Annotated in this window: 11 protein-coding genes; 2 read left to right on the plus strand and 9 right to left on the minus strand. The window is 71.1% G+C overall.

Annotated features, from left to right (window positions below):
• Positions 1-6: 6 nt before the first annotated feature.
• The 3 genes from nadD to ACIBK3_RS22685 form a co-directional block, all read right to left on the minus strand.
• Positions 7-573, minus strand: coding sequence for a nicotinate-nucleotide adenylyltransferase (gene nadD, locus ACIBK3_RS22675; RefSeq protein ID WP_399368903.1), 567 nt, complete (start codon positions 571-573; stop codon positions 7-9).
• 346 nt (positions 574-919) lie between these two features.
• On the minus strand, positions 920-1,084 hold the full coding sequence (locus tag ACIBK3_RS22680; protein ID WP_399368075.1) for a hypothetical protein: 165 nt from the start codon (positions 1,082-1,084) through the stop codon (positions 920-922).
• A 317-nt stretch (positions 1,085-1,401) separates the two neighbouring features.
• The gene (locus tag ACIBK3_RS22685; RefSeq protein ID WP_399368077.1) at positions 1,402-1,563 is read right to left on the minus strand and encodes a hypothetical protein; all 162 of its coding nucleotides are present in this window, start codon (positions 1,561-1,563) and stop codon (positions 1,402-1,404) included.
• Between the two features lie 114 nt (positions 1,564-1,677).
• On the opposite strand from ACIBK3_RS22685, the gene ACIBK3_RS22690 reads away from it, so the two are divergent.
• Entirely contained in the window at positions 1,678-2,799 is a 1,122-nt protein-coding gene (locus ACIBK3_RS22690) for a M48 family metallopeptidase (RefSeq protein ID WP_399368079.1), read from the plus strand.
• 138 nt (positions 2,800-2,937) lie between these two features.
• Here the strand turns inward: ACIBK3_RS22690 and ACIBK3_RS22695 are convergent, their stop codons facing one another.
• The 5 genes from ACIBK3_RS22695 to proB form a co-directional block, all read right to left on the minus strand.
• Entirely contained in the window at positions 2,938-4,008 is a 1,071-nt protein-coding gene (locus ACIBK3_RS22695) for a hypothetical protein (protein ID WP_399368081.1), read from the minus strand.
• Between the two features lie 100 nt (positions 4,009-4,108).
• Positions 4,109-4,711 (minus strand): hypothetical protein, encoded by a 603-nt coding sequence (locus ACIBK3_RS22700; protein ID WP_399368083.1) that lies wholly within the window; start codon positions 4,709-4,711, stop codon positions 4,109-4,111.
• Between the two features lie 116 nt (positions 4,712-4,827).
• A complete protein-coding gene (locus ACIBK3_RS22705; RefSeq protein ID WP_399368084.1) occupies positions 4,828-6,114 on the minus strand; it encodes a glutamate-5-semialdehyde dehydrogenase in 1,287 nt (428 codons plus the stop codon).
• Between the two features lie 119 nt (positions 6,115-6,233).
• Entirely contained in the window at positions 6,234-6,713 is a 480-nt protein-coding gene (locus ACIBK3_RS22710; protein WP_399368905.1) for a hypothetical protein, read from the minus strand.
• A 331-nt stretch (positions 6,714-7,044) separates the two neighbouring features.
• Entirely contained in the window at positions 7,045-8,151 is a 1,107-nt protein-coding gene (gene proB, locus ACIBK3_RS22715) for a glutamate 5-kinase (protein ID WP_399368086.1), read from the minus strand.
• Between the two features lie 378 nt (positions 8,152-8,529).
• Here proB and ACIBK3_RS22720 point away from each other — a divergent pair, with 378 nt between their 5' ends.
• Entirely contained in the window at positions 8,530-10,512 is a 1,983-nt protein-coding gene (locus tag ACIBK3_RS22720) for a hypothetical protein (protein WP_399368906.1), read from the plus strand.
• A 56-nt stretch (positions 10,513-10,568) separates the two neighbouring features.
• On the opposite strand, the gene ACIBK3_RS22725 is transcribed toward ACIBK3_RS22720, so the two are convergent.
• Positions 10,569-11,792, minus strand: coding sequence for a glycosyltransferase family 2 protein (locus tag ACIBK3_RS22725; protein ID WP_399368088.1), 1,224 nt, complete (start codon positions 11,790-11,792; stop codon positions 10,569-10,571).
• Between the last annotated feature and the right edge of the window lie 173 nt (positions 11,793-11,965).

Genomic DNA, 11,965 nt, shown 5'->3' on the forward strand with positions numbered 1-11,965 from the left:
CTCGGCTCACTCGCCGCGGTACAACTCGCGCTTGTCGATGTAGCGCACGACTCCGTCCGGCACCAGATACCAGACGGGGTCGCCCTTGGCGACTCTCGCACGGCAGTCGGTGGAGGAGATGGCCAGGGCGGGAACTTCGACGAGCGAGACACCGCCCTCGGGAAGGCCGGGGTCGGACAGGACGTGGCCCGGCCGGGTGACCCCGATGAAGTGCGCGAGGGAAAACAGCTCCTCCGTGTCCCGCCAGGTCAGGATCTGACCGAGAGCGTCGGCGCCGGTGATGAAGAAGAGGTCGGTGTCGGGGTTGAGCGCCTTCAGGTCGCGCAGGGTGTCCGTGGTGTAGGTCGGGCCGCCGCGGTCGATGTCGATACGGCTGACCGAGAACTGGGGGTTCTCGGCGGTCGCGATGACCGTCATCAGATAGCGGTCCTCGGCCGGGGTGACCTTGCGATGGGTCTTCTGCCACGGCTGCCCGGTCGGGACGAACACCACCTCGTCCAGGTGGAACTGCGCGGCGACCTCGCTGGCTGCAACGAGGTGCCCGTGGTGGATGGGGTCGAACGTGCCGCCCATGACACCGAGCCGCCGCTTGCCGGGGTTCGACGGGGCGTTGCCCGGACCGACCGGCAGCGGCTTCCCGCCACCGCTCACCGAACCGGCGCCGCCACCGCTCACCGAATCTCCGGAGTCCGGCGAACCGTCACCGACGGCTCTCGTCCGGCCGTTCCCGGCGTCGTTCGCCCCGTTTCCGGCGCCGCTCGTACCGCTCACCGCGGTGTTCTCCGGGCGGATGCCGGTGGCGTTCACCGGACGGTCTTCCGTGCCGCTCGGCGTGTCGTTCGCCGGACCGGTAGGCATGTCCTGCTCTCCCATGCGTGCAGACCCTACCGGCCCGACCTGAGGGCCTCGGCTGACGGGCTCAGCGGTCGCGGTTGAAACGGGTGGTGATCCACAGCAGAAGCAGCAGGACGAAGAGGGCACCGCCGCCCGTCAGCAGGGGGTTGAGGCTCTCGTGGTTGCCACCGTGCTCCCCGCCCTCGGCGGCGAGGGTGACCAACTGGGCAGCGGCGCTGTGGAAGCTCATCTTCGGCAGGACCTATCCGGTGGGCGGGATAAAGATGTCGGACCATCGTAAGCGGGCCGCGCAAGAGCGATCACGCCGACTCCGCCGTTGAGGCCTTCAGGTGCGTTCTCGCCGGCCTTCGGCACCCTCCGAGCGAACCTTCGGCGTCGTCCGGACGGCCTTCGGCACCCTCCCAGCGGGCCTCCCGATGTCCTCCGCACCGCCTTCGGCACCCTCCCAGCGGGCCTCCCGACGTCGTCCGCACGGCCTTCGGCGCCGTCCGGACCGCCCTCCGGCATCCGTCCCGTGTCGGCCGTCGAAGGAACCTTCGCGTCGTCTCAGTCGTCTTTCCGCCTGTAGCCCCGCAGCAGGAACCACGCGGTAAGGGCACAGCCCAGCACCATCACGACCAGGACGATCCGGAGCAGGTTCCCGGTCCCTTGTTGCACGGCGACGCTCGCGGCCTCGGTGAGCCAGGCGGCCGGGGGGGTGTGCTCCATGGCGCGGAACTCCTTCGCTGTAGTGCCCGCCCAAGGTATCTCCGCCTAGGCTGGGCTCTGCTTCGGGGGCGCAAAGGGCCGCACAAAGGTCCGCAAAGGGCCACTCACACGCACATGGGGGAAGACATGTCCGACGGCCACCAGCAGAACGGGCGCGAGAACGTGCCGAGCAGGCAGCGCAGGCGCTTCCCGGGGATCTCCTCACGTGCGTACGAGCACCCGGCCGACCGCTCCGCCCTGGTGGCGCTGCGCAAGCTGAGCGGGTTCGACACGGTCTTCAAGGCGCTCAGCGGTCTGCTGCCCGAGCGCAGCCTGAGGCTGCTGTTCCTGTCCGACTCGGTGCGCGTCTCCGACCAGCAGTTCGCCCACCTCAACGACATGCTGCGGGACGCCTGTTACATCCTGGACCTGGAGAAGGTCCCGCCGATGTACGTCAACCAGGACCCCCAGCCGAACGCTATGTGCATCGGCCTGGACGAGCCGATCATCGTCGTCACCACGGGACTCGTCGAACTGCTCGACGAGGAGGAGATGCGGGCGGTCGTCGGCCATGAGGTGGGTCACGCGCTCTCCGGCCACTCGGTCTACCGGACCATCCTGCTCTTCCTGACCAGCCTCGCCCTGAGGGTGGCCTGGATCCCGCTGGGCAACATCGCGATCATGGCGATCGTGACCGCGCTGCGCGAGTGGTTCCGCAAGTCGGAGCTGTCCGCGGACCGCGCGGGCCTGCTGGTCGGCCAGGACCTCACGGCGTCCATGCGCGGCCTGATGAAGCTCGCCGGCGGCAACCACCTGCACGAGATGAACGTGGACTCGTTCCTGAAGCAGGCGGAGGAGTACGAGGCCGGGGGCGACCTGCGCGACTCCGTGCTGAAGATCCTGAACGTGCTGCCGCGCTCCCACCCCTTCACCACCGTGCGGGCCGCGGAGCTGAAGAAGTGGTCCGAGTCCCGGGACTACCAGCGGATCATGGACGGCCACTACCCGCGGCGCAGCGAGGACAAGGACACCTCGGTCACGGACTCGTTCCGCGAGTCGGCGGCGAGCTATGCCGGCAACGTCAAGACCTCCAAGGACCCGCTGATGAAGCTGGTCAGTGACATCGCCGGCGGGGCCGGGGACCTGGGCGGCCGGGTCCGGCGCGGCTTCGGCGGCTTCACGAGTTCGCCGTCGGCGGAGGACCAGCCGCCCAGGGACCAGCCGCCGAACGGCACCTCCCCGAGCGACGAGGCCTGATCGACTCCGGGCCGATCAGCTCCGGCCCGAGACGGCCGATCAGCCCGAGACAACTGGTCAGCCCGAGACGACGGGTCCGCCCGAGACGACGGATCCGCCCGAAACGACGGATCCGCTCCGGACAACCGGTCCGACCCGTCACACCTTCGGCTGCGCGCTCGTCGCCAGCGACCCGCACAGGGCGGTCGCGCTGCCTGTCGCGTACGGGTCCGTGCCGGCCGGGCCGCCCGCCCTGGCGGTCTGGCCGGCGAGCAGCGGATGCAGATGGTCGGTGGAGTCCTCGGCGCAGGACAGCGGCCCGGCCTGGACGTAGGAGACGACGAGCTGGGCGGTGTGCAGCCGCAGGTCGTCGCGGTCGAAGCGGAACTGCAGCTCGCGCCGGACAGTGAACAGGGAGGTCTGCGCCTTGGCGGAGGCGCCGACGGGCCGCAGGGCGTAGACGAAGGTGTGGTCCGCGGTCACCTCCAGCGTGGCGGAGTCGGTCTCGGCGGCCTGCAGGGTGCCCTGGACTCGGATCTTCCGGTCGGCCAGCCGGGCGGCGGACGTGTCGAAGCGAACCAGCCATCCGGTGGGAGCGTGCCGTCCGTCGGCGGCCGGCTGGGCGAAGCTCTGGTCGAACTGGTCGAGCTGGTCGGTGTCGAGGAGGACGCGCACGGGGCGGACCTGCTCGCCGGTGAGGACGTCCGGGTCGAGCGAGGAGCGGACGAGGTAGTCCTTGGCGGTGAGCAGGGCGGCGACCACCTGGCTGTCCGAGAAGTGCGCCGTGCTCCGGGAGGCCGGCAGCGGTATCCCCTCGGCGCCGACGCGGTACTGGGCGGCCGGGCTGTGCGCGTACAGGTACTCGGGGTCGGGGTGGCCGGGCACCTTGCGCTGCGGGGCCAGCGGGATCACGGTCGTGCGCAAGGGCTCGGCGGGCTGCCGGGCGACGGGGGTCTGGTAGGGGTGACGTACGCCCATGTAGATCGCGGTGCCGAAGGCGACGGCGATCAGCAGGACCAGTATCAGCGCCTGCCGGGAGAACCCACGGCGCAGCGGCGGCCTGCGGCGTACGGCGGGCGCGTGGTCGGCCATGCGTTCGCGGGCGGAGAACTCCTGGAGGCGGGCAGCACGGACGAACGACTCGTCGAAGACGACGGATCGGTACTCGTCCTCGCCACCTCCGGGGCCGCCCTCGGGTGCCCCCTCAGGTGGTTCTCCAGGCCCTCCCATATCTTCAGGGTAGGTCGCCAGGAGCTCGGGTAAACGCTGTGGTACTCCACAAGTTCTGACAGGTTCTCACCAGGAACGCCGATGACCTGCGGAGAGCCTCTCAGGGCGTGCGCGGGACCGCCGACACGGCCGGCCGGGAGTAGTCGGCGGACGCTGACGGCGCCGCCGCGGTGCCCTGCTCCAGACCGGTGGAGGCGGGCGGCGGAGGCTGGTCCCGTTCGCCGGAGGAGGCGCTCCGGTAGACCGCGGCGAAGGCCAGCGCGACCATGCCGATCCCCATCACCACGGCGAGCAGCCAGGCGACCGGGCGGTGCCAGCGGACCTGTTTGCCGTACGTCCCGGACGTGCCGTAGCGGCTTTCGAGGACGTCGGGGTCGCCCAGGTCGTCGAAGTCCGGATCATGGCCGAAACCGCTGGGGTCGTCGGAGACGAACCCGTCCTCGTAGCGCTCGCCTCTGCCGTGGGCGCGGCGGGCCTCGGCCTCGGAGGCCTCCGCTCTCGCCTGCGCGGCGGCCAGGAGACGCTCGACGGCGGTCGGCTCGTGCACCACGGCCGCCCGTACGAAGGCCTCGTCGAAGACCACGGAGGCGAACTCTTCGTCCGACACCCCGCGGTCGTGGTCGTCGTCGGGCTCCCAGCCGTCAGGGAACGGCGTGCCCCCCACGTCCTCCGGCACGGATCCAGAGTAGACCTGGGGGGTCATTTTGGGCAGACGGTAGGGAAATTCATCCGGTGGGTGAGACACCGTTCCTGCGGCGCGGACCGGAGCCCCGCGCGCGTGTCGGGCGCATATGCGAGGTCGGCGCCCTGGCGCACGCCTCAGCGCCGTACGTGGCCGTCCCCCGTGACGATGTACTTCGTGCTGGTCAGCTCCGGCAGACCCATCGGACCGCGGGCGTGCAGCTTCTGCGTGGAGATGCCGATCTCCGCGCCGAAGCCGAACTGGCCTCCGTCGGTGAACCGGGTGGAGGCGTTGACGGCGACCGTGGTGGAGTCGACGAGTTGGGTGAAGCGGCGGGCGGCCTGCTGGGAGGTGGTGACGATCGCCTCGGTGTGGCCGGAGGTCCACAGCCGGATGTGCTCGACGGCCCGGTCCAGGGAGTCCACCACGGCGGCGGCGATGTCGTAGGACAGGTACTCCGTCTCCCAGTCCTCCGGGGTGGCCTCCACCACCGTCGCCTTGGAATCCTTGGCGTACGCCAGCACCCGCTCGTCGGCGTGCACGGTCACGCCCGCTTCCGCGAGCGCGTCCAGGGCGCGCGGCAGGAACTGGGGGGCGATGTCCTGGTGGACCAGGAGCGTCTCGGCGGCGTTGCAGACGCTGACGCGGTGGGCCTTGGAGTTGATCAGGATGTCGATCGCCATGTCGAGGTCGGCGTTCGCGTCGACGTAGACGTGGCAGTTGCCGGTGCCGGTCTCGATGACCGGGACGATCGACTCGGTGACGACGGTCTGGATGAGGGAGGCGCCGCCGCGCGGGATGAGTACGTCGACCAGGCCGCGGGCGCGCATCAGCTCACGCACGCTCTCACGGCTCTCGCCGGGCACCAGCTGCACGGAGTCGGCGGGCAGCCCGGCGCCGCCCACGGCGTCCCGGAGCACCCGCACGAGCGCGCTGTTCGACTCGTACGCGGAGGCCGAGCCGCGCAGCAGGACCGCGTTGCCGGACTTCAGGCACAGCGCCGCCGCGTCCACCGTCACGTTCGGGCGGGCCTCGTAGATGATCCCGACGACACCGAGCGGGACTCGGACCTGGCGCAGGTCGATGCCGTTGGGCAGGGTCGAGCCGCGGACGACCTCGCCGACCGGGTCGGGCAGTGCGACGACGTCCCGTACGTCGGAGGCGATGGCCCGGACCCGCTCCGGGGTCAGGGTCAGCCGGTCGATGATGGCCTCGCTGGTGCCGGCCTCACGGGCCTTGGCGATGTCCTTGGCGTTGGCCTCGACGATTTCGCTCGTACGGACCTCCAGCGCGTCCGCGATGGCGAGCAGCGCGTCGTCCTTCTCGGCCCGCGGGAGCGGGGCGAGGTCGGCGGCGGCGGCCTTGGCACGGTAGGCGGCCCGGGTGACCGGGGACATGGAGTCGTACGGCGAGAGCGTGGTCATGAGGGAAGCCTAGTGCGCCTCGCGGGTCCGTCCAGCGGGCATCCCACAGCCCGAGACAAGCCCTCGCGGAGCGCGCGGACCGCTCGACGAGACCGCGTGCACGGCCCGGAACCAGACGCTCAAAAGGGGTGTACGCCCACCGGGGTCGCGGGCGCCGGACCATATCCCTCGGAGATGCGCTGATGGTAGGTCTGGCGGTCGATGACCTCCAGGCCGACGATCTCCCACGGCGGCAGCCCCGCGGTCTGCCGGTGCTCGCCCCACAGGCGCAGAGCGACGGCGGCCGCGTCGTGCAGGTCGCGGGCCTCCTCCCAGTACCGGATCTCGGCATGGTCGTTTGCGTATCTGCTGGTCAGGAGGAAGGGGTGGTCGTGGGCGAGCTGTTCGAGGGCGCGCCGGACCTCCTTGAGCGGGGCCTCCTCGCCGGAGACGCTCAGGGTGACGTGCCACAGGCGGGGCAGGTCCTCGGGCTCGCCCTCGTAGCGGGCGCCGGCCGCGACGCTCGTCAGGGCACGCTCCTCGCCGACCGGGCTCCGGGAAGCCCCTGCGGCGCCACCGCCGCCACCGCGGGACGTCGCTACCCCTGTCCCAGGGCGCACTCGTCTCACGACGGCCTCCTTCACGCACGGAACGACCCCGGGGGTCGGTCGGAATGTGTCCCTGGGACAAAGTTGAGCAGGCCGCACGGGCTCGTGGGGCGGTTTTGCGGAACGTCCACCTCAGGGCGACGACCTTGCCGGGTCGTTCACCCCGTTTTCGGGTGTCGAGTGCCGTGGTGACGGCCGCAGGATCGCCGATCACGGCTGCGGGAGCACCGATCACGGCTCAGCGAACCCGACTACGGCTCCAGAAGCAGCGCTCCGCGATCCGGACTACGGCCCCAGAGGCACCGATCCCCCTCCGCGAACCCGACTACGCCGACTACGCCGACTACGGCTCCAGTAGCACCAGATCGTCCCGGTGGACGACCTCACGCTCGTACGCCGGGCCCAGTTCGCGGGCGAGTTCCCGGGTGGAGCGGCCGATCAGCCGGGGGATCTCCTTGGCGTCGAAGTTGACCAGCCCGCGGGCCACCGCGTGCCCGTCGGCGGCGCGCAGTTCGACGGGGTCGCCCGCGACGAACTCGCCCTCGACGGAGGCGATCCCGGCCGGCAGCAGCGACTTGCGCCGGTCCACGACCGCCTTCACCGCGCCGTCGTCCAGCGTCAGCGAGCCCTGCGGGGTGGACGCGTGCTGCAGCCAGAGCATCCGGTCGGCGGAGCGCTTGCCGGCGGGGTGGAAGTAGGTGCCGGTGTCGCCGCCGGACAGCGCGTCGGCCGCGTGGACCGCGCTGGTGAGCACCACGGGAATACCGGCGGCGGCCGCGATCCGGGCCGCCTCGACCTTGGTGACCATGCCGCCGGTGCCGACGCCCGCCTTCCCGGCGCTGCCGATGTCCACCCCGGCCAGGTCGGACGGGGCCCGCACCTCCGCTATCCGCGAGGTGCCCGGCTTGCTCGGGTCGCCGTCGTACACGCCGTCCACGTCGGAGAGCAGGACCAGGAGGTCGGCGTGGACGAGGTGGGCGACGAGAGCGGCGAGGCGGTCGTTGTCGCCGAAGCGGATCTCGTCGGTGGCGACGGTGTCGTTCTCGTTGACGACCGGGAGCGCGCCCATCGCCAGCAGTTTGTCGAGGGTGCGGGAGGCGTTGCGGTGGTGGGCGCGACGGCTCATGTCGTCGCTGGTCAGCAGCACCTGGCCGACGCGCACGCCGTAGCGGGCGAAGGAGGCGGTGTAACGGGCCACGAGCAGGCCCTGGCCGACGCTGGCGGCGGCCTGCTGGCGGGCGAGGTCCTTGGGCCGGCGGCGCAGGCCCAGCGGGGCGAGCCCGGCGGCGATGGCACCCGAGGAGACCAGCACGACCTCCCGCTCGCCTCCACTGCGGCTCTTGGCGAGGACGTCCACGAGCGCGTCGACCCGGTCGGCGTCCAGGCCGCCGGCCGCGGTGGTCAGCGACGAGGAGCCCACCTTGACGACGATCCTGCGGGCTTCGCTCACGGCCTGCCTTGCCCCTGCCACGTGCTGTCCGTCCCCTCGCGTCACTCCGGGTGCCCCGCCCGCAATGTACGCGAAGGGACCCGCTCACGCGCGCCGGTTCCAGTCCCCGGACAGCACGTGAGAGGGGCCTCGCCGGGGCCGGCGGCGGCCGTCCCCGTCGGCTTGCGGTCACGCGCGTGTCGTCCCGTGGTCGGTGTGCGTTAACCCGGTCGTCCGTCATGCGACGACTTTGGAGTGACCGCAGTGCTCACACGTCTCCCCCGTCGACGGCTCCCGGCGACGACCCTCCGGCGGCCGGCCCTACGGCTGCCCGAGCGCCGGACCACGGCCCGAGTGCTGGTCGCGGCCGTTCTGGCGGCCGCGTTCGCCGCCCAGGCCATGGCGGCCCTGCGTCCGTACGTCCCGCTGCTGCTCGCCGCGACGGCCGTCTCGCTGGCCACGGAGGGCGTCCTGTACCGGTGGCAGCGGGACATGCTGTCGCTGTTCGCCAAGTCGCACGCGGACCTCACCCTGCGGCACGTGCTGCGGGATCTGCTGCTCGTCGTCGGCCTGCTGCGGATCGGCGAGCAGGACCGGGAGACGGCGTACGCCCCGCTGGTGGCCGGACTGCTCCTGTTCTACGGGCTGCACTGCGCGATCCAGGCGGTGTCCGTACTGGTCCGCCGCACCCGCACACTGCCGGTGGTCACCCGGAACATCGACGCCTCCGCGCTGCGCCTGTCCCCCGCCCCGCCCGTGCTGCTGCGCCGCGCCGGACCCCGGCTGCTGGCCTACGGCCTCCCGTCGACCGCCGGTCTGCTGGCCGCGGTGGCGACCGGCGCACCCGGCTGCGCGGGCTTCGGCGTCGCGGTGTCCCTCGGGCTCGCGCTGAAGGGCCTGTACGACCTTCTCGTACGGCTGCTGCCGAGCCGCCGTCCGGCCGGGGAGCAGGAGGTCCTCGACTGGTTCGACGCGTGGCTGGCAAGGTACCGGCCGACCGTGGGCCTGTACTTCTCCGGCGGAGCGTCCTCGGCGTACCAGGCGAACATGTGGCTGGAGCCGCTCGCGAAACTCGACGGCCGCCCGCTGATCGTGCTGCGCGAGCGGTTCATGGTGCAGAAGATCGCGGCGACGGACGTGCCGATCGTCTGTCTGCCGAAGGTGTCGACGCTGCTGCGGCTGGAGCAGTCCACGCTCCGGGTCCTCCTCCATCCCTCCAACTCCGGGAAGACCTCGCAGGTCCTGCGCATCCCCAGGCTCAAGCACGCCTTCGTCAACCACGGCGAGAGCGACAAGCTGTCGTCCTGCAACCCGTACGCGAAGGCGTACGACGAGGTGTGGGTGGCCGGTCCGGCGGCGCGGGAGCGGTACGCACGGGCCGAGGTGGGCGTCGAGGACAAGGACGTGGTGGAGATCGGACGCCCCCAACTGGATGCGGTACGACCGTACGCGGGGCCTCCGACGGGGCCGTACACGACCGTTCTGTACGCGCCCACCTGGGAGGGCTGGGACGGCAATCCGGGCAACACGTCGGTGATCGAGGCCGGCGAGAACCTCGTCCGGGCACTGCTGGCGGATCCGGGCGTACGACTGCTGTACAAGCCGCATCCGCTGACGGGATCCGTGGATCCCCGTGCGGGGGCGGCAGACCTCAGGATCCGGGAGCTGATCCGGGCGGCGAACCGGGAGCGGTCGGGCAAGCGGCCGTCGAGGGGTGACGAACTCGCGCGGCTGGCACGCGAGTTGGACCGGCTCACCATGACGTCCTGCCGGGCCGGGGCCGACACGGTCGAGCGGATGCTGGCGCAGTCCACGCCCGTGCCGGGACGTGCGGAGGCGGTGGCGCGGGCGACGGCGGCCTGGGAGGAGGCGTACTGGGCCTCGCTGCCAGAAGGGGAGCACCAGATCGTCACAGACGCCCGGCCCGCGCTGTACTCCTGTTTCGACCACGCCGACCTGCTGGTCAGCGACGTGTCGAGCGTGGTCGGCGACTTCCTGGCGAGCGGCAAGCCGTATGCGGTGGCCAACACCAGCGGCCTGGCCCCGGACGCGTTCCGCAAGGCCTTCCCGACCGCCGGCGCGGCGACGGTACTGACTCCGGACGCGGCCGGGGTGCCCCAGCTGCTGGACGCGGTACGGCATCCCGAGCGGGACGAACTCGCTGTCGAGCGCGCCGAGTTGAAGCGACGCCTGCTGGGCCCGGACGAGCCGGCCGCCCAGACCCGCTTCGAACACGCCGTACAGGCCCTGTGTTCGGCGGCCCGGCAGCACCGGGCCCGCTTGGCGGAGCGACTGGCGGCGGAGCTTCCCGGTCAGCGTCACGAGGTCGCGGACGCGCCGGAATCCGTCGCCGCGCCCGAATCCGCCACCCCTTCGCGCTGAGACAGCCTTTCGCGCTGAGACAGCCTTTCGCGCTGAGACAGCCTACGGACAGGGTCCTACGCCGCCGCGGTCCGTTCACTCGACGGGTTCGGGCGGGGGAACAGCGTGCGGCGGACCTTGCGGGCCGCGCCGCGGAGGAACGCGTCGAGGGGGTCCTCGCGGTAGCCGGGGAAGGCGCGGGCCTCGCGGGCGTCGGCGAGGTAGACCGAGTCGGGAATGTCCGCCGCGCGGTCGCGGAAGTGGGGATAGGCCAGGTAGAGGCGGCGGCCCTTCTTCTCCAGGACGGCGGGCGCCTCCTTCTTGGACTTGACGAACGCCACCACGTCCGTGAGGAGGTCGGGCCGCTCGGCCGCCACGAGGTGCAGCCGCAACCGCTCGTGGACCTTGAGGCGGCGGGCGACGTCCTCGTTCCAGTAGGCCTCCATCAGCGGCTTCGCCAGCGCGAACTTGTTCCGGCGGATCTCCTCGCTGTCCGTGAGGAACTTCGGCCCGAACTGCGGGAGCAGCGTCACCAGGAAGGGGCGCACCATCAGCACGTCCCGCTTCGGGCCCGGCGGAAGCAGGTCCGCGATCAGGGTCATCAGGGCGCGCGCGGAGTCGAAGCGCAAGGTGTAACTCCCGCTCCTCGTCACGTGCTTGCCGTCCTCGCGGCCCACCAGGTAGTAGCAGGTGTGGTCGGCGAGCACGGACACGCCGTCGGCCCGCAGATACGCCTCCATCGTGAACAGCGCGTCCTCGCCGGTCCACAGGGACTCGTCGAAGCGCATGCCGTGCCGCTCGATGAGTTCACGGCGGAACAGTTTCTGCGCGCTCAGGGTGAACTTGATGTTGGAGGAGAAGACGTCGGTACGTTTCAGCGTCTTGTCCCACATCGACTTCGGCGCGCTGCGGTTGACGCCCTCGACCTTGCCCAGCACGACGTCCGTGCCGTTCTCGTCGGCCATGGCGATCATGCGCTGCAGTGCCTCGGGGCCGAGCCGGTCGTCGGCGTCGAGGAAGAAGACGTACCGCCCCCTCGCCTTGCCGAGGCCGACGTTGCGGGGGCCGCTGGGGCCGCCGGAGTTGGCCTGGCGGATCACGGTGACCGGCATGGGGGCGCGGGCCGCGAACTCCTCGAGGTACTCGCCGGTGCCGTCCGTCGACCCGTCGTCGACGGCGATGACCTCGATGCGCGTGCGGTCGACGGTCTGTGCCTCGACGGATGCCAGGCAGTCGACCAGATATGGCATCGCTTCGTACGCCCCGATGATCACGGTCACATCAGGCTGCGCAACGGTCACTCTTCTCCCCTTGTCACGAAAAATTTCCCCCGTATCGCCTCTTCGGCAAGCTGATAGACGGCCGGCCAGGGGAAGCGGTTGCCTCTTCACCATGCGCTCGTGATCCACTTCACATGGTGAATCGACAGGTTGCGGGTAGGAACAGACGCCCCTACATACGCACCAGGGCCCGG

The sequence above is a fragment of the Streptomyces sp. NPDC050287 genome (genome assembly GCF_044459385.1).
In the GTDB taxonomy this organism is placed as follows: domain Bacteria; phylum Actinomycetota; class Actinomycetes; order Streptomycetales; family Streptomycetaceae; genus Streptomyces.

Bases quoted from the DNA above. Each gene is read 5' to 3' on its own strand.
- nadD (WP_399368903.1), bottom strand. From the start codon at position 573: ATGGGCGGCACGTTCGACCCCATCCACCACGGGCACCTCGTTGCAGCC.
- ACIBK3_RS22680 (WP_399368075.1), bottom strand. From the start codon at position 1,084: ATGAGCTTCCACAGCGCCGCTGCCCAGTTGGTCACCCTCGCCGCCGAG.
- ACIBK3_RS22685 (WP_399368077.1), bottom strand. From the start codon at position 1,563: ATGGAGCACACCCCCCCGGCCGCCTGGCTCACCGAGGCCGCGAGCGTC.
- ACIBK3_RS22690 (WP_399368079.1), top strand. From the start codon at position 1,678: ATGGGGGAAGACATGTCCGACGGCCACCAGCAGAACGGGCGCGAGAAC.
- ACIBK3_RS22695 (WP_399368081.1), bottom strand. From the start codon at position 4,008: ATGGGAGGGCCTGGAGAACCACCTGAGGGGGCACCCGAGGGCGGCCCC.
- ACIBK3_RS22700 (WP_399368083.1), bottom strand. From the start codon at position 4,711: ATGACCCCCCAGGTCTACTCTGGATCCGTGCCGGAGGACGTGGGGGGC.
- ACIBK3_RS22705 (WP_399368084.1), bottom strand. From the start codon at position 6,114: ATGACCACGCTCTCGCCGTACGACTCCATGTCCCCGGTCACCCGGGCC.
- ACIBK3_RS22720 (WP_399368906.1), top strand. From the start codon at position 8,530: ATGGCGGCCCTGCGTCCGTACGTCCCGCTGCTGCTCGCCGCGACGGCC.